This window comes from Lentzea aerocolonigenes (assembly GCF_000955955.1).
GTDB classification, from domain to species: domain Bacteria; phylum Actinomycetota; class Actinomycetes; order Mycobacteriales; family Pseudonocardiaceae; genus Lentzea; species Lentzea aerocolonigenes_A.
The window spans coordinates 1-17,588 of the sequence record NZ_JYJG01000322.1; the positions used below are offsets into that span (position 1 = coordinate 1).

Genomic DNA, 17,588 nt, shown 5'->3' on the forward strand with positions numbered 1-17,588 from the left:
GCTTAGACAGCGCGCAACACCGACTGCTCGCCGCGGTGGAGAGCCTCGACGTGCTCGGTGACGTTGAACGCGTCGCTCAGCGTCTTACCGCCGTCGAGCAGCTCGATCACCCGGTGCTCGGTGTTCTTGACGGCCAGCGCGGCGTCCAGGACCTCGCCGGCACGCAGCGGGTCCAGCACGACAAGGCCTTCGTCGTCAGCGAGGACCAGGTCGCCCGGACTCACCACGACGCCACCGCACGTCACCGGCACCTGAAGCTCGCCGAGCTGCGACGCCGTGCCCGCGCGCGGCGTCACGAACCGGCTGTAGACAGGGAGCTCGCACGTCGACACGTACGCCATGTCGCGGTAGCCACCGTCCACCACCACACCGCCCAACCCGCGCACCAACGCCGCACGCGCGAACATCTCGCCTCCGAGCGCGGTCTCCCGTCCACCGCCGTCGACCACGATCACCGCACCGGGCTCGGCCGTCTCGACCGCCCGCAGCACCGCCAGGAAGTCCTCCCGGCACCGCACGGTGAACGCCGGGCCGAAGATCCGGTTCGCCGCCGACCGGGCGCGAATCCCGCTGTCCATGACCCGCGTGGTCCGGTCCGCGTCGCAGATCGCGGTGGTGTCCACGGCACGAAACCGTGCCTGCAGGTCGTCGGTGTTCGGCATCAGGCGTCCTCCAGATCAGATACCCGCCGGGGCTCGCCGCCGGCGGGGTCAGGCCGCCTGCATCGACCGCGGGTACAGCCAGCTGCCGGGCGTGTCCTCGGTCGGGTTCGTGTAGTAGTCGTACACCGCGTCCACGTACTCCTGCAGGCTGATCGAGCCGTCGCCGTCGGTGTCCACGTGCTCGAACGCGGTCCTGCACTCCGCCTCGGACAGCCCGCGCGCCTGCAGCAGCACCTGGAACTCGGCCGCCTCGACCCGCCCGTCGCCGTTCGTGTCCGCGAGCGCCAGCAACGACTCGGACACCTCCAGGAACATGTCGTCGAACTCGTCCACGTCGACGAAGGTCGCCAGCATCGCCGCCCGGTACTCGTCGAGCGTGATCCGGCCGTCCCGGTCGGCGTCGCAGTGCTCGACCAGCGTCTCCCAGAACCGGTCGCTCGTCTCGATCAGCTCCCGCCCGCGCTCCGAGGACGCGGGCTCGCCGAACGCCCGCAGCAACCGGTTGGCGAGCGCGTAGAGGTCCGCGAGCTCGATGACGCCGTTGCCGTTGACGTCGTAGTGGTCGAATGTCGTCGCGATCCTGTGCAGCAGAACCTCGTTCATGACCGCAAACTCTGGCGGCAGACGCCGCCGGACGCAAACGCGGCTACCGGTCGTGCAGGATCCCGCGCAGCGCCTCCGCGACACACCGCCCGTCGCCGGGGTCGAGCGCGGCGTAGATCAGCGCTTGGACGGATGCCACGAACAGGTCGCGGTTGTCCGTCGTGTTGTCGCCGGTGGCCGCGATGTGCTGCGCGAAGCCGGCCGTCTGCGCGGACACCATCATGCTGAGCTTCGCCGGGGTGACACCGGGCCGGAACCGCACCCCGAGCAGGTGCAGACCCCGCTCGTACACCGGCGCCCACCGCGTCGAGTACGCGTCGAGCAGCTCGCGGTACGCGGTGGTGGCGACGGCCTGCCACTTGGCGTCGATGGTCAGCGAGAGCTGGAACAGCCAGTACCTCGCCAGCCGGATGCGCATCCGCAGGTCGTGCGTGGCGATCTTCGAGATGAGCTCGGTGAGCTCGAGCCGGCCGTCGTGCACCGCGGGCAGCTCGGCGAGTGCCCGGCGCGGGCCGTAGTCGAGGAACAGACCCCAGCGCGGCGCGGTGCACGTGTACTTGATGAGGCACATGAAGTAGTTCGCCATGCCGCCGTTGCCCGGCCACCGATCGCGGAACGCCCCTTCTCCGACGTGCACGACCTCCGGCAGCTCGGCCGCGACCCCGGCTGCCCGGCGCACCACGATGTCCCGCGTCAGCCGGGCGCTCACCAGCTCGTCACGGCTGCGCGCGCTGCGGCCGGCGAGCTGGTCGTCGATCTCCCTGAGGCCGCCTTCGAGGAACGACATCGTGGCGAGGTAGACCGACCGCTTCGGGTTGTGCGGGTCGGCGAGGCTCGGGCGGGAGATGTACCCCCGAAACACTTCTGGCCAGTTCACCTCGTCGTTGAAGTGCACGCCACCCCCTGGAGATCGTCTCATTGCAGCACACGGCCCAGGGCAGGGCAACGTCCTCGCGCGGCCCTCCTGAACAGGAGGATGACGGCCGGATCCGCGGACGTCATCGTCGTACCAACAGTGTTCGGTGGAGAGGGAGTCCGATGCACATCTCGGTGGAGACGTCGTTGTTGTCCGTCCGGGCGGTCGAAGTGCTGCTGGTTCTGCTGGCCGCTCTCGTCTGCGGAGTGCAGCGGGACAAGCGCCCGCCCCGGTGATCAGAAGTTCGACGTGATCGCCGCTACCAGGTCGTCCGCGATCGTGCCGGGATCCTTGGCCTCGTAGGCTCCCGCCGCGGTCGCCTCGGCGATCTTCCTGAGCTCGTCGCGTCCTCTGGCGTCCTCGTCGGACGCGAACCCGTAGGCGATCGTGAAGACCCGCACCGGTTCGGCGTCCGCGGTGATCTTGATGCGGTCGAGCAGCTGGTCGAGGTTCAGGCCGGTGCTCTTGTCGTTGCGGCCGTCGGTGAGCAGCACGACGGCGTTGATCGCCTTCCTGTCGAGGTTCTGCCGCATGGTCGTCACGGCCTGGTCGACCGTGTCGAACAAGCCGGTCCCGCCTTCCGCCGGCAGCGCCCTGATCTTGTCCGCGATCTCCTGGCGCTTGACCTCGCTGAGCGGGCCGGCCGCGAGCAGTTCACAGTGGTCACCGCGGCAGCCCGGGCCCGTTCCGGCGGCGCCCGCGGTGGAGAAGTTCCACAGTCCGAGGCGGTCGGAGTCGGTGAACCCGTTGACGATCTCGCCGCGGTACTTCTTGATCAGCTCGATCTTGGAGGGACAGTACTGGGTGGCCGGATCCCGTTTCATCAGCTCGGGTTCACAGCTCTGCTTCTCGACCTCGTTGGCGGTCACCCCGGCCTTCATCGAGCCGGAGGTGTCGACGACGAACAGGACGTTCGCGGGTTTGCGCACGGCGCTCCACGCGGTCAGCACCTTGTCCAGCGTGCGCGCGGAGGGCGTCTGCATCTCCTTCACCCCGAACGCGGGGGAGACGCCGTTGTCGTCGGTGGCGAGCTCGCCGGACGCGTGCGAGGGAGCGCGGAAACCCAGCTGCCCGAACCGCTTCTGCACCTTCGGGGAGAGCAGGTGGCGCAGGAAGTCCTCGCTCACGTCCCGCTTCGCCTTCGGTGCTCCCGGCCAGGTGAGCTCGATGTACGGGTGGTCGTGGAAGATCGTGCCTTCCTTGGGGTACATCGCGACGAGCTTGGTGGCGGGCTCGGCCTCACGCGGGTCCTCTGTGGACAGTGCGCCGCTCGGGTAGCCGGCGTTGTAGGCGAGCATCGAGCTCTCGTCCACGGTGAGCGCCGAGATGTAGGAGAGCACCTGCCCCTTGCGTTCCGCGGTGCGGAGGTTGCGCAGGAAATGCAGGCTCGTCTCGCCGTAGTGCACGATCGACTGCTCGATGTCCTGCACGAACTTCTGCGCGGCCGGGTCGTCGACGTCGCTGTCCTTGAGCGGTCCGGACGAGTCGGTGTTGGCGCGGAACGCGTGGAAGGCGCCGATGGTCGCGTTGAGACCGGAGGTCGAGTAGTTGGGGTTCGTCTTGCCGAGCCGGAAAGGCCCCCAGTCCTTCTGGTACCTGCCCCAGCCCTGCGCGTCGGTCGCGAGGTCCGCGAGCGTCCGCCAGCTGACCTCCTTCGTGCGCGGCCAGCCGAGCGCCTCCGCCATGGGTTTCGGCATGGCGATCACCACGGGGGACGTGACGACCGCTCCGCGCGTCTTCGCCGGCAGCACGGCCATGGCGTTCGCGTTGCCGGTGGCGCGGTCGCGGGCGATGTCCAGCCACTCGCTGGACGCCGGCGACCAGACGTCCGGACGAGGACCGTCCGACTCGGTCCACCCGCGCGCCAGCGTGTTCGCGGCGGCACCGGAGTTCAGCTCGGTGACCGAGACCTGGACGCAGTGCCCGTCGGCGGACCGCGTGCCGTACTCGGCGGCGATCTCCTTGAACAGCTCGCTCTTGTCCGCGGACACGCCCACGCTCAACGTCTGGTCCGGCGTCGCCTCGCACGTGGGCAGCGTCGCCGCGGTCGCACCGCCGTCCGGCCCCCAGGGGAAGACCGGCACGAGGACGAACGCCAGCAGCGCGACGACCGCGGCGAGCGCGGTCCACCGCGCCCTGGCCTGCTGCCACAGGGGAACCGCGGGTTCTCGTACCTGCGCGGCCTTCAACGCCTTGCTGCGCTCCGCCGCCCGCTCGCGAACCCATTCCGGTGCGGTACCGGCGAAGGGCGCGCACCCGTCGATGATCTCCTGGAGCGACGGCCGTTCGGCGGGATCCTTGTCGAGGCACCGACGGATCAGCGCCGTGAGCGTGCTGTCCCAGCCCGCGAGCCCGCTCAGATCCGGTTCCGCGGTCAGGATCCGGTGGGTGGTGCTCTCCTGGTCGTTGCCGAACGGCGGCGTGCCCGTCGCCGCGTACACCAGCAGCGCACCCAACGAGAACACGTCGCTCGCCGCCGTGATCTTCTCGGTCCCGCGCGCCTGCTCCGGCGACATGAACGCGAGCGTGCCGACCGTCCCGTGCCGGGTGATGTCCACGTTCTCGCGGTTCTTCGCGATGCCGAGGTCGATGATCCAGACGTCGTCGACACCCAGCAACACGTTGGCGGGCTTCAGGTCCCGGTGCACCAGCCCCTTGCCGTGGATGAGCCGCAGCTTGGCCGCGACCGCACCCGCCAGCCACGCCACGGCCGCCGGACGCCACGGGTTGCTCCTGGACACCAGTTGTTGCAACGGCAGGCTCGGCAGGTACTCCGTCGCGAACCACGGCTGCTCCGCGTCGGCGTTGGCGTCGAGCACCGTCGGGAACTCGCCGCCCGCCGACTTGCCCACGTCGTCGACGGATCGGATCTCCCGCCCGAACCGCTCGCGGCTCACGGGGTTGCCGGCGAGATCGGCACCGAGCACCTTGACGACCGCCAGCCGCCCCTCCCGCCGATCGGCGCCCAGGAACACGACCCCCGTCGACCCGGGCCCCAGCCTGCCGAGCAACGTGTACTCGCCGATCTTGCGAGGGTCGTCGCGCCGCAGCGGTTCCAGTTCCAGGGCCTCGAGCAGCCCGACCAGATCGCCGCCCGGTTTCGGCCACACGAACCAGATGCTGGTCACGGCGACGAGCGCACTGATGACACTGCCCAGCTTGTCCGCGCGGTCCAGCCCCTGCACCACCAGGAACACGACCAGCGACACCGCGGCTGCGGCGAGCACGACACCCGCCACGATCCGGCGCTTCTGCAACTCGAGGCTCCCCCTGCTCGTCGGCCGTTCCCTTCATCATCGGCCAACGACGGCGAGCGGTTACGGGTTTCGCACTATCCGTGTTCGGATCAGGCGGGTTCGGCGGTGGCCAGTGCGGGCACCTGGAAGTCGGCGACGAAGCGGCTGACGGAGCCGTCCTCCGCGCGGCCGAGCCACACCGGGAACGCGCCGTCGCTCCAGCCCGGCACGATGATCATGTCGACCTCGCCGTCGGACAGGGTGCGGTAGACGGCGTCACCGGTCGTGGCGGCTTCGCGGTCGGTGCGCGGGAACGCCGTCGAACCGGTGTGATCGACCAGCGCGAGAGTGGCGGTGTCCACCGGGTTGCCGAAGAACTCGCCGTCGCCCAGCTCCAGTTCGTGGTCGCCTTCGCGCAGCGCCAGGTGCCAGGACGCGACCGGCCTGTCCGTGACGGTCACCCGGCACGCGATCGTTTGCGGCGTCCCGTTCTCCGTCACCTGGAACACGTCCACCTGGTACTCGCCGGGTGGGGCCGCGTCGGCCTGCGGTGCGGAGTCGGCGTCGAGCCAGCCGGGGTCGCCGACGAGCAACCTGCCGCTGGGCAGCCGGATCCTGCCCGCGGGGATCTGCCGCACGGTCAGGACACGGCCTTCCTTCGTGCGAAACCGTGCGCCGTCGGTGGTGAGCTCGGTGACGTGGCGCGGGCGCAGCGGGTGCGGCGGGCGCCACGGGAACGAGGCGGGGACGTTGTCCGGACCGGATCGGACGGTGACGGGGCCGGTCATCCCGGCGAGCGACGGCCAGCCGTTCACCGGGGGCACCGCGACGTCCTCCGGTGGCCGGGTCGGCTCCGGCCAGTTCTGCCAGTCCCGCGAGGTGCTCAGCTTGCCGCCGCCGGACAGTTCCGCGTCGATCGAGACCGTCTTGATCGCCGCGGACGCGTCGCGGCTGACCCTGGCCCGGATCGTGGGCTTCTCGAGCCCGGCCGCGTCCCGCCAGCCGCGCACCTCGAACAGCCGCAGCCGCCCGTCCGGCCACCGGCGGTAGGCGACACCCCGGTACCGGCGACCCTCGGAGTCGACGAACCACACCTCGGCGTGGTGCGCCTCCCAGCACACCTCCACGACCGCGCGCACAACACCGCCGGCCAGCAGGACCACGGCGTACTGACCGCCCGCGGCGTCCTGGGCTCGTGCGACCGACTCGGACATCGGCGACACCGGGACACGAGCGGCGGAGTCCCATCCCGCGCAGTACACGATCTCCACCGGCTCGTCCGTGGGATCGGGCCCCGGCACCGTCGGCAGGTCCTTCCCCAGGACACCGCCCGGCACGCGGTGGGAACGCCACTGCGCCACCACTCCCAGTGCCGCCAGCGACACGGCCGCCGCTCCGGACAGGATCACGGTTCGCCGTGAGAGCTGCGTTGGAGATCTGTTCTCTGGTGCCCCCGAGTCCACAGTCCGCGATGATACGGAGCCGGGTCATCCGGGTTGGATCGCCTCGGCGGCCTTCTGCCAGTTCGCGCGGATCTTGTCCACATAGGACTGCGCCTGCGGGTTGGGTTTGCCGCCCCGTGCGCACGCCAGCATCGTGCTCGCCCCGGCGTTGTAGCCGAGCGCGAGAAGCTCGTCGCTCGTGTAGGCGTCCGTCCGCTGCTTCGGCAGCTGGGCGGCGAGGTCGTGCAGGTGCCACGCCGCGGCGGCGACGGCGAGGCCGGCGTCGTCGGGCAGCTCCTGCCAGTCGCGGGCCGCGAAGTCGCGGTTCTGCTTGGCCTCGTCGAACGCGGCCTTGTGCATGTTCGCCACGCCGAACGCGGCGTCCGGGTCGATCTTCTGCCACGCCCGTTCGAGCTTGGGATCGTGCGGTTTGTACGACTCGTTGTAGAGGATCGCCATCAGCAGCTGTGGGCTGATTCCGGCCGACTCGGCGTGTGTGCGGACCAGTGGCGCGTGCCGCCGTGGATCCTGCTGGTCCGGCACTGCCGACGTCGACGTGGCAGGAGCGGGCACGGGAGTGCTGCTGGGCGGTGGTGCCGGAGCCGGGCTCACCGAGCACGCGGTGGTGGCCGCGGCGACGAGCAGCACCGCGAGCGGAGTCCTGAACTTCTTCACGATCGCAAGGACGCGTCGCGGGCTGATTCGTTCCTCGTGGCGAAAACGACAAAGCGCCGAAACTGCGCAGGCGTGTATGAAGAATCACCGAGGGCCGTTACCGGGAAACGTCCCGGTAACGGCCCGTCGACGGCTCAGCTGACCCGGACGAGCCGCCACTGCTGGTCCAGCGCCCCGCTGTAGGGCCGCTGCACGATCTGCGCACCGTCGGAGCCTGACCCGTCGAGCACGGACAGCGCGTTGCCGCTGTGCCTCGCCACCAGCCGGTAGTAGGCGCCGACGGGCACGAGCTGCCACTGCTGGTCGGCGCCCGCGTTCTCGACCCACTGCACGGCGCGGGCGTTGTCCGCGGTGCTGGTGCCCCAGATGGACAGGACGCGGCCGCTGTTGCGGTTGAACAACGTGCGGTACCCGCCGCCGGTGTCGGTCACGTGCCACTGCTGGCCGGCGCCGCCGTTGTCCGGCCACTGCACCAGATCGGCCCCGTCCTGCAGGCTCGCCTGCGCGGTGTCGAGAGCCTTGCCGCTCGCGCGGTTGACGAGCTTGTAGTACGCCCCCGCGGACTGGCCGAGGTCCACGTCGCCGTACCGCACGGTGTTCCGCCCGCTGACCCAGAAGCCCTCCACGGACAGGATCAGCACCCGTCCGGTGCCGGCGACGGGCTGCAGCATGCGGCTGTAACCCCTGGGCATTGTCGTGTGCACAGGTGTCCACGGTCCGGCGCCGTTGCCCGTGTTGACGCGGACATCCCCTGAGCCGTAAGAGTTGTAGACGAGCCGGCCGTTCGGTTGCGTGATCACCATCGGGCTGCCGCCGTGGTCGATCGTCGTGCCGCCGTCGCCGGCGTTCCACGACTCCGGGTCCGCAGAGATCTTGAAGTTGTTGGGCGTGTCCGGCTTTCCGACCATCTCGTACACCATGAGGTACCGGCCGTCGGCCGTGCGCGTCACGATCGGCATCCCCGGACGCAGCGCGCGGTCGGCCATCGCGACGTCGTCGACCACCGGCCCCCAGCGCACGCCGTCGGTGGAGCTCTGGTGCACGATTTTCTGGTCGTGGCTGGTCTTGTCGCGTTCGTCGGAGTAGTAGACGATCAGTCGGTTGTTCGCCACGAGGAGGTAGGGCTCCCAGATCGGCGTGGGGTTCGGGCTGCCCCACTGGCCGCCGCCGAGCGCCACTTCGCTGATCCACCGCCAGGTCGAGCCCTCGTCGTTGCTGCGGTAGAGCTGGATCGCCGTCGCCGACCGGTCCGGTGGCGAGGAGATCCCGGCGAGCAGCAGGGTTCCCGCGGGCATCGTGCCGATCCGTTGCGGCAGAACGTAGAGGTTCGGGTTGGTCCAGTTGCCCCACCGCCGCGGTGAGGTGTCGGCGACGGAGGACCGGCGCTTCCACGACTTGCCGTTGTCGGTGCTGCTCCAGATCGGGAAGGTCATGTTCTCGAGCGGCTGGTTGTTGTCCTCGTAGGTGGCGACGAGGCGGCCGCTGGGCAGTTGCGCGGATTTGGCGTAGGTGAAGCAGTACGGGCGGGTGCAGTCGCCGGACGGCGCCGCGAGCACGGACGGACCGTAGGCGAGGGCGGGTGACGCGCTGAGCGTGCCTCCCACCAGGACGAGCAACACCGTCAGCAGCCAGGCGCGGCGCTTGTACAGGGACATCATCGTCTTCTGCTCCTCACTTGCTCGGATCGGCGACGAACACGCGCACGCCCCAGGCACCCAGCCGCAACTCCGCGCCGCCCGGGACGGATCCGCCCGCCAGCACGTCGGTGAGCTCCACGGGTGCGTTCGCGTGCACGGGTTCCCAGCTCCAGTTGTGCAGGACGTGCACCCGGCGGCCATCGGCGGAGGTTCCGGTGGACGCGGTGACGCTCGGGGGCAGATCACGCCAGCCGCTCCTCGGCTGGGGTGCGAGCCACTCGGCGAGCACTCGCGCGAGGTCGCGGCCGGGCACCGTGCCGACGCACGTCACGCGGCCCTTGCCGTGCGCGCGAGTGGTGATGGCGGGCCAGCGGCCGAAGTGCGGGTGGTCGTACCGCGCGACCACCTCGGCATCTGTCACGGTGAGTCCGTCGATCCAGCGCGTCGCCGTGGCGTGCCCGGAAAGACCCTGGACCGGGATGTCCGCGCGCAGGTTGCTGAACTCGTCGTAGCGGACTCCGGCGGCCTCGACCAGCCGCGCGGGTGCGATCTCCGGACGGGCGCGTGCCTCGTGGTCGGCGTACGCGGTGCGCGGCCCGAGAACCAGGTGACCGCCGGCCTCCGCGTAGGCCGCGAGCCAGTCGATCGTCTCGTCGTCCACCACGTACAGCCCGGCCGCGACCAGCACGGGATGCCGCAGTGCGGCCACCTCCGGGGTCATCTCGTGCAGTTGTCCGGCATGCACCAGCCGCACCTGCCGGCGCGCGTCGAACGCCCCGCGGTAGAAGGGGTCGATGATCCGGTGGTACGAGGCCGGGTCCGGTTCTCCGTTCGAAGTGGACAGCGGCGGGTACTTCTGCATGAGCCACTTGCTGGGCGTCGAGTAGACCACGGTGATGTCGGCGTCCGGTTCGAGCCCGGCGACCAACGCTCCCGCGGCGTCGAACTCGGCGCCCAGCGCGGCCAGCTCCGCGTAGGTCCGGCCCGGTTTTCCGTGGTGGGGCAGGATTCCGCCCCAGTAGGTCTCGGCGCCGAAGTGCAGGGTGTGCCAGTGCCAGTACTCGATCATGCGTGCGCCGCGGGACACGAGTGCCCACGCAGCCTGTCGCCACTGGCCGTCGTAGGCGGGGCGGTTCTCCCACGAGTGGCCGATGGACCCGGCGTTGGTCTCGGTGACCAGGAACGGTTCCTGGCGCGACGAGAACATCCAGTCGGCGGTCTGGAACAACGCCCACACGCCGGTGGTCTTCCACTTCTGCTCGAAGTCGTCGGGCGTGCGGTCCGGCAGCGCCAGGCCGTCCTGCATGTCGTAGTACGGGTTGCCGGAGGCGATGTCGAGGCGAGCGCTCAGTTCGTCGTCGGCCACGGCGGGACGGGTGTAGGAGATGCAGGTGGTGACGAACTGTTCAGCGCTCGCGTACTCGCGCACGATGTCCGCCTGCCAGCCGATGAACTCGGTGACCTGCCTGGCCTGGAACTCCCGCCACGCCACGTCGTACTGCGGCTGGAAGTTGCCGTCCGGCGTCCACAGGTCGGCCCAGGTGGACAGCCGGTGCGACCAGTAGACCAGGCCCCACTCGCGGTTGAGCGTCTCGACGTCGCCGTACTTCTCGCGCAGGTGGTCGACGAACCGCTGGAACACGCCGTGGTTGTGCAGGAGCTCGTTGCCCGGCTCGTTGTCGACCTGGAACCCGATGACGGCCGGGTGGTCCGCGTAACGGGCCACGATCGCCCGGATGACCCGCTCGGCGTGGAAGCGGAACGCGGGGTGCGTGATGTCGACTTCTTGCCTTGCGCCCCAGCCGATCCGTTGCCCGGTGGCGCGTTCGCCGGTGATCTCCGGGTACTGCCGGGCGAGCCACGGCGGAACCGCGTAGGTCGGCGTGCCGAGGACCACCGAGATGCCGCGCTCGTGCGCACCGTCCAGCACAGGCTGCAACCAGTCGAGGTCGAACCTGCCGTTCTCCGGCTCCCAGGTCGACCACACCGACTCACCGACCCTGATGACGGAGAAGTGCGCCTCCACCATCAGGTCCAGGTCTTCCTTCAGCCGGTCGCGGAGCTGGTACTCGTGGTAGTAGGCGGCACCGAACAGGACACGGGCGGGCAGAACCGCCATGGATGACCTCCGAGTTCACTTGACGGCGCCGGTGGTCAGACCGGTCTGCCAATAGCGTTGGAGCAGAAGGAAAGCCGCCACGAGCGGCAGGACCGGCAGCGTGGACATCGCCTTGTCGACGTCGACCTGGTTCACCGGTGCCGCGGACGACGCGGAGCCGCTGGAGCGCACCCGCCCAGCACCACACCCAATGACGCCGCTCCAGCGGCGGCGAGCAACGTTCGACGGTTGAATTCGGGCATGGGGAACTCCTGAAGGAGGGCAGGGGCGACCGGCACGCGAGCCGGGCCGCGTGCTGAGGGGGAGGTGCGCGAGTGGCTACGCGCGTGGGGGCGCGGTGGAGGCGCGGACGATCAGGTCGACCGGCTGGCCGGCCGTCGCCGGGAGTGCTTGTCCGGGTTTTTCGATGGCGTGCACGAGAAGGCTGAGCCCTTCCCCGGCCACCGCGTCGAACGGCTGACGCACCGTGGTGAGGGGAGGAGTGACGTAGGCGGCGACCGGGACGTCGTCGAAACCGACCACGCTGACGTCCTCCGGCACACGCAGGCCGGTCTCGGTCAACGCGCGGATCAACCCGATCGCCATGTCGTCGTTCGCCGCGAAAACCGCGGTGGCACCACGGGTCCGCGCGAGTTGCCGGCCCGCCGCGTACCCGGAGTCCGGTGTCCAGTCGCCTTCGAAGACCGGCGGTTCGGCGGCGTCGCGCGCAGCGAGTGCGGAACGCCAGCCGTCCAACCGGTCCTTGGCCGCGAACCAGCGTTGCGGGCCCGCGACGTGGTGCACGGTCGCATGACCGAGGTCGAGCAGATGGTCGGTGGCCGCGCGTGCCATGTCGTGCGCGCGGACGCTGACGCTGAGAACGAGGGGCGCGGAGAAGGACGGTGGCGCCCCGAGCACGAGCACCGGCACGTCGATCTTCACCGGCACGGGCCCGTCGTCGATCGGCTCGGAGATCACGATGCCGTCCACACCCTGGTCCAGCAACGAGCCCACCGCGCCGGCCACCCCGGTCGGGTCGCCTTCGACGGTGCTCACGACCCGGAGCGCGTAGCCCGTGTCGCGTGCGACCCGTTCGATCCCCATGAGCAACGAGGCCGGGCCGTGCAGAGCCGTGCCGAGCGCGACCACGCCGATGGACCGGGTGCGGCCGGAGGCGAGCGCGCGGGCCGCGTTGTTGAGCCGGTAGCCGAGCTGCTCGGCGGCGTCGAGCACGCGGCGCCGCACGTCAGCGGAGACGTACGGCTCGTCGTTGAGGACCCTGGACACGGTCTTCTGCGAGACCCCGGCCAGCCGGGCCACGTCCACGCTGCGCGGCACAGCAGAGCTCCCACCTGGACTCATCTGCCGCATGGTAGCTCCCGTGGCCGCGTTGCCGATCTAGCACTGCCGATCTTGCACGACGTTCTGACTGCGCAGTCTGACTGCGCAGTCATAGTGCGTCGGCGCGGGCTCGCCGTCAAGACCTCGCCGTCAAGACCTCGCTGTCAGACTTTCGCCAACGCGCCGTCGAGCGCTTGTGCCTGCAGGCGCCAGAACTGGCGGCTGACTTCGGCCTTGGGGAACACGAGGTCGAATCCGTGGAACGCGCCGGGGATGACGTGGAGTTCGCAGGGGACGCCGCCGTCGTCGAGCCTGAGGGCGTACTCGACGTCCTCGTCGTGGAAGAGGTCGAGGGTTCCGACGCCGATCCAGGCCGGCGGGAGACCGCTGAGGTCCTCGCGGCGGGCGGCCACGGCGTACGGGGGCACGGAGGGGCCTGCGACGGCGTCGCCGAGGTAGGTCGACCAGCCGTACCTGTTGCTCTTCGGGGTCCACAGCCGGTGGCCGCGGGTGTCGATGTCCGTGCGGGTCGTGGTGCGGTCGTCGAGCATGGGGTAGACCAGCAGCTGGAACGCGGGCCGGATCTCGCCGCGGTCGTGGGCGAGCTGGGCGAGTGCCGCCGCGAGCCCGCCACCGGCGCTGGCACCGCCGATCGCGATGCGGCCGGGGTCGATGTGGAGTTCGCCGGCCCGCGCGACCAGGCCCCGCAGTCCGGCGTAGGTGTCCTCGACCGCGGCGGGTGCGGGGTTCGTGGAGGCGAACCGGTAGCGAACGGCGGCGACGGTGATGCCGAGCTCGCGGGCGAAGGCGGCGTTGGCGCGGTCGTCCTGTTCGGGAGAACCGGAGATCAGCCCGCCTCCGTGGATCCAGAGCAGAGCCGGGGCCTCGGCCGTCAAGCCGTCCGGCTGGAAGACCCGCATCGACACCGGTGGTGCGCCCTGTGGCCCTGGCACGAACATCTCGCGGACCGTGACGCCCGGACCCGGATCGGCGGGGCGTGGCCTCAGGCCACGCAGGAGGCGGGAGGTGAACGGGCCGACGGAGAAGTTCGGGATGAAGCGGCCGAGTGCGAGGTCGGGGTGGATCGAGTTCATGGGACGCCTTTGGCTCAAGGATCAGACCGAATGCCGCTCGATCACCTGAGTGACCTCAGGGCCGGCCGGCACGGGCCGGCCGTCGAGCAGGCTGGTGACCGCCGCGACGAGGTGGCGTGCGGTCACCAGCATGTCCACCGCCACCATCGTCAACGGCGGGACGGCGAGGCGGGCGGCGGGGGAGTCGCCGGCTCCGATCACCGCCAGGTCCGCGGGTGCGGCCAGGCCGTGCTCGCGCAGACCTGCCAGGACGGACAGCGCTGCCACGTCGTCGTGGGCGCACACGCCGGTGACGGCCGGGACCAGCTCGCGCCAGGCCGCGACGGCGTCGGCGGCCGGTCTGGCGCCCTCGCCGTCGCCGGGAATGCTCACGGCCACCGGGGCGGGTAAGCCGTGTGCTGCGCAGGCTTGCCGCAAGGCCTTCAGGCGCATCTCGCTCGCCTCGGCGAGTCGCGCGTCGTGCGGGCGTGCGTAGCCGAGCCGGCGATGCCCTGCGCTGAGCAGCCGCTCGACCTGCAGCCGGGCGATGCCGTTCTCCCGGGTTCCCCAGATCCACTGCGCGACGGGATCGGACTCGGCCGTCAGGGAAATCACCGCGCGCACGCCGTTGTGCCGCATCGCGGTGACGGCGTCATCGGGCAGATCCCACGCGATGACGGCCACAGGCGTGATGGCGGTCAACACGTCGCCGTCGGGCTTGCGGGACCACGGGTGGGTCACCGCCGTGAGCCCGGCCTCCGCGAACTCCGCCGCCAGGAACTCGACCAGGGCACCCATGTCGGCGGTCATCGGCAGTTGAGGGGGCTGGTAGAGGAGCACGACGTCGCTGCGGCCGCGACTGAGCGTCCTGGCCTCCGCGGACGGGGCGTACCGGAGCCGCGCGGCCGCTTCGAGGACGCGTTGCCGCGTCGGTTCGGGGATGGTCTGACCCTTGGTGCCGTTGAGCACGAAGCTCACGGTGGACCTGGACACGCCGGCCTCGCGGGCGACGTCGGCGCTCGTGGCCCGGCGTCCCGAACGAGCAGTCCCGCCCGCCATCCGCACCTCCTCCGTCTTGTGGCCCATCGGCCACCGATGTACTGTACCGCGAAATCACTAACGCGCGTTAGTGACGTCACCCGGCCGTGTCCGTCGAGGAACTCAGGAGCTGGCTGTGCCCGAACCGTTGACCTTCCCCGACCGCTTCCTCTGGGGTGCCGCGACCGCCGCGCACCAGGTCGAGGGCAACAACACGACCAGCGACTGGTGGGAGTGGGAGACCGATCCGTCGCCCAAGGCGCCCATGGCGGAACCCTCCGGCATCGCGTGCGACCACTGGCACCGGTATCGGGACGACATCGCCCTGCTCGCGGAACTGGGCCTGAACACCTACCGGTTCTCCGTGGAGTGGGCGCGCGTCGAACCGCGGCAGGGCGAGTTCGACCGCGAAGCGCTCCAGCACTACGCGGACGTGGTCGACACCTGTCTGAGCCACGGCGTCACACCGATGGTCACGTTGCAGCACTTCACGTTGCCCGCGTGGGCCACGCACGCCGGCGCCTGGACGAACCCCGCGTTCCCCGCCTGGTTCGCCCGCTACGCCAGGTACGTGATGGAGCGCCTGGAAACCCGTGTTCCGCACATCTGCACGATCAACGAACCCGGCAACATGATCACGCGGGGATACCTGGGCACCTTCCCGACCCCGCCCTTCGTTCGCAACCTCGACGCGTTCGACGCCGCGGCCGCCGGACTCAACGCCGCACATCGGAACGCCCGCGATGTCATCCGCGAACTCGCCCCCGGCGTGAAGGTCGGCATGTCGCACGCGCTGCAGGACTGGCACGCCGACCCCGGTGGAACCGCGACCATGCGCTGGGCCAGGGAACTGCACGAGGACCGGTTCTTCGCGGAGACCGCGGAAGACGACTTCGTCGGTGTCCAGACCTACACCCGCCTCGACGTCAACGCCCCGAGGATCATCGGGCATCTCAGCGCGGCGCTTCTGCGCAGTCGCCGGCTGACCCAGGCGCTGGTCCTGCCGTACCTGCGCGACCAGGCGGCAGCCGCCGTGCCCACCGGGGGAGCGCCGGCTGACGGGATCCGCCGCACTCTCATGGGCTACCGGTGGGCGCCGGAAGCGGTCGAGGCGACGTGCCGGCGAGTGGCGAACCTGTTCCCCGGCAAGGAGATCGTCATCACCGAGCACGGTGTCGCCACCGACGACGACACCGAGCGGATCGACTACATCCGCGCAGGCCTGAGCGCGGTGCATCGGATGATCGGCGACGGACTGCCCATCACCGGATACGTCCACTGGTCCCTGCTGGACAACTGGGAGTGGTGGGACGGCTACGGCCCCACGTACGGGCTCGTGGCGGTCGACCGCGCCGATCAGAGCCGGACGATCAAGCCGTCGGCCCACTGGTACGGCGACGTGGCCCGGACCAACCGCGTGCTCGGCCTCGCGGTGCGGTGATCGCTACCATGCCACCCGATGTCACTGACCGATGAGGCCATCGCGCGAATCCGGGAGCTGGTCAGGTCCGGTCGCCTTCCGGCCGGCGCGAAACTGCCGCCGGAGCACGAGCTCGCCGTGGAGCTGGGCATGTCGCGCAGTCCCGTGCGTGAAGCGGTGAAGGCGTTGTCGCTGGCGGGTGTGCTCGACGTGCGCCGTGGTGACGGCACCTACGTCACCAGCTTGGCTCCGAGCCTGCTGCTGGCCGGGCTGGGCGCCGCGGTGGAACTGATGCGCCCCGACACCCTGCTCGAACTGATGGAGGTCCGGCGGCTGCTCGAGCCGGGCGCGACCGCTCTGGCCGCGACCCGGATGTCGAAGGCCGATCTCGCGGTGGTGCACGGACATCTCGTGGCGATGCACGCCGCCGCCGATGACGTTGAACTGCTCAACCTGCACGATGCGGCCTTTCATCGGGCCGTGGCCGCCGCGACGGGCAACGAGGCGCTGACGACGGTGCTCGACGGAATCTCCAGCAGCACGCTGCGTGCGCGGATGTGGCGCGGCACCGTCGACAACGACGCCGCCGTGCTCACCCTGGCTCAGCACACCGCGATCTACCAGGCGCTGGACGACAACGATCCTGGCGCGGCGCACGCGGCCGCCCTGCTGCACGTCGTCACCTCCGAGCGCTGGTTGCGCGCTCATCTGGCTGAGGCGGAACTGACCCGCTAGACATGTGATGCTTGAACACATAACTCGCAGGTAAGTGCGAGTGTGAACGTTAACATCTGGACTTACGTCTCCTGGTGCGTTGGCATACGTGTGATGTTTCGCGCTCGGTGAGCCGTTCAGCGCGGCTCGTCCACCCATCAGGAGATCGCAATGACGCATTCTGCTGACAGCCCGTTGTCCCGGCGGACGTTCGGCGCACTCGCCGCGGCGGGACTCGCGGCGACGGTGTTGCCCGAGGCGCTGGCGGGGCCGGCCGCCGCATCCTCCCGGCGTGAGCCCTACGAGCCGGCCTGGCCCTCGGTCGACCGGCACCTGGCCGCCCCGGAGTGGTTCCAGGACGCCAAGTTCGGTGTGTACTGGCACTGGGGTGCCTTCACCACGCCGGAGTTCGGCAGCGAGTGGTACGGCAGGGACATGTACCGGCCGGGCAGCCGCGAGTACGACCACCACAAGGCGACCTACGGCGAGCCCGCTGTCTGGGGGTACGACCGGTTCATCGACGGTGGCACCGACCTGGCGGGCAACCACGTCCAGTTCGCGCCGAAGCCGGCCTCGCGCGGCGGGCAGTTCGACCCGCGTGAGTGGGTGCGGATCATCAAGGCCTCCGGTGCGAAGTTCGCCGGACCGGTCGCCGAGCACCACGACGGCTACTCGATGTGGGACAGCGAGGTCAACGAGTGGAACTCGGTCGCGAAAGGTCCCCGGCTGGACC

Annotated in this window: 15 protein-coding genes; 3 read left to right on the forward strand and 12 right to left on the reverse strand. The window is 70.2% G+C overall.

The genetic code is table 11. The features are described 5' to 3' along the window. Positions 1-2: 2 nt before the first annotated feature. From UK23_RS35240 to UK23_RS35290, 12 genes are all read right to left on the reverse strand, one after another. Positions 3-662, reverse strand: coding sequence for an RraA family protein (locus UK23_RS35240; protein ID WP_045316076.1), 660 nt, complete (start codon positions 660-662; stop codon positions 3-5). Positions 663-710: 48 nt separating this feature from the next. Continuing rightward, positions 711-1,265 (reverse strand): EF-hand domain-containing protein, encoded by a 555-nt coding sequence (locus UK23_RS35245; RefSeq protein ID WP_045316077.1) that lies wholly within the window; start codon positions 1,263-1,265, stop codon positions 711-713. A gap of 43 nt (positions 1,266-1,308) precedes the next feature. Beyond that, the gene (locus tag UK23_RS35250) at positions 1,309-2,160 is read right to left on the reverse strand and encodes a hypothetical protein (RefSeq protein ID WP_045316078.1); all 852 of its coding nucleotides are present in this window, start codon (positions 2,158-2,160) and stop codon (positions 1,309-1,311) included. Positions 2,161-2,417: 257 nt separating this feature from the next. Beyond that, a complete protein-coding gene (locus tag UK23_RS50765; protein ID WP_052685345.1) occupies positions 2,418-5,438 on the reverse strand; it encodes a protein kinase domain-containing protein in 3,021 nt (1,006 codons plus the stop codon). A gap of 89 nt (positions 5,439-5,527) precedes the next feature. Beyond that, the gene (locus UK23_RS35260) at positions 5,528-6,826 is read right to left on the reverse strand and encodes a DUF4241 domain-containing protein (protein ID WP_045316079.1); all 1,299 of its coding nucleotides are present in this window, start codon (positions 6,824-6,826) and stop codon (positions 5,528-5,530) included. Between the two features lie 78 nt (positions 6,827-6,904). After that, the gene (locus tag UK23_RS35265) at positions 6,905-7,534 is read right to left on the reverse strand and encodes a hypothetical protein (RefSeq protein ID WP_045316080.1); all 630 of its coding nucleotides are present in this window, start codon (positions 7,532-7,534) and stop codon (positions 6,905-6,907) included. Positions 7,535-7,668: 134 nt separating this feature from the next. Continuing rightward, complete coding sequence (locus UK23_RS35270; RefSeq protein WP_052685347.1) at positions 7,669-9,192, reverse strand: RICIN domain-containing protein; 1,524 nt, start codon at positions 9,190-9,192, stop codon at positions 7,669-7,671. 13 nt (positions 9,193-9,205) lie between these two features. Continuing rightward, on the reverse strand, positions 9,206-11,290 hold the full coding sequence (locus UK23_RS35275; RefSeq protein WP_045316081.1) for a beta-galactosidase: 2,085 nt from the start codon (positions 11,288-11,290) through the stop codon (positions 9,206-9,208). A gap of 15 nt (positions 11,291-11,305) precedes the next feature. Beyond that, positions 11,306-11,461: a hypothetical protein gene (locus UK23_RS53125; RefSeq protein ID WP_196778027.1), complete on the reverse strand. Its 156-nt coding sequence runs from the start codon at positions 11,459-11,461 to the stop codon at positions 11,306-11,308. A gap of 147 nt (positions 11,462-11,608) precedes the next feature. After that, complete coding sequence (locus UK23_RS35280; protein ID WP_196778028.1) at positions 11,609-12,631, reverse strand: LacI family DNA-binding transcriptional regulator; 1,023 nt, start codon at positions 12,629-12,631, stop codon at positions 11,609-11,611. 143 nt (positions 12,632-12,774) lie between these two features. Further along, positions 12,775-13,704 carry an alpha/beta hydrolase gene (locus UK23_RS35285; RefSeq protein ID WP_045316082.1) on the reverse strand — a complete coding sequence of 310 codons (930 nt, stop codon included), beginning with the start codon at positions 13,702-13,704 and terminating at the stop codon, positions 12,775-12,777. A 21-nt stretch (positions 13,705-13,725) separates the two neighbouring features. Beyond that, positions 13,726-14,769 carry a LacI family DNA-binding transcriptional regulator gene (locus tag UK23_RS35290; protein WP_196778029.1) on the reverse strand — a complete coding sequence of 348 codons (1,044 nt, stop codon included), beginning with the start codon at positions 14,767-14,769 and terminating at the stop codon, positions 13,726-13,728. An 88-nt stretch (positions 14,770-14,857) separates the two neighbouring features. Between UK23_RS35290 and UK23_RS35295 the strand changes: the two genes are divergently transcribed. From UK23_RS35295 to UK23_RS35305, 3 genes are all read left to right on the forward strand, one after another. Beyond that, on the forward strand, positions 14,858-16,162 hold the full coding sequence (locus tag UK23_RS35295) for a glycoside hydrolase family 1 protein (RefSeq protein ID WP_045316083.1): 1,305 nt from the start codon (positions 14,858-14,860) through the stop codon (positions 16,160-16,162). A gap of 18 nt (positions 16,163-16,180) precedes the next feature. Further along, positions 16,181-16,876, forward strand: coding sequence for a FadR/GntR family transcriptional regulator (locus UK23_RS35300; RefSeq protein WP_045316084.1), 696 nt, complete (start codon positions 16,181-16,183; stop codon positions 16,874-16,876). Positions 16,877-17,026: 150 nt separating this feature from the next. Beyond that, positions 17,027-17,588: alpha-L-fucosidase (locus UK23_RS35305; RefSeq protein WP_045316085.1), on the forward strand; the 562-nt coding region annotated here is incomplete at its 3' end.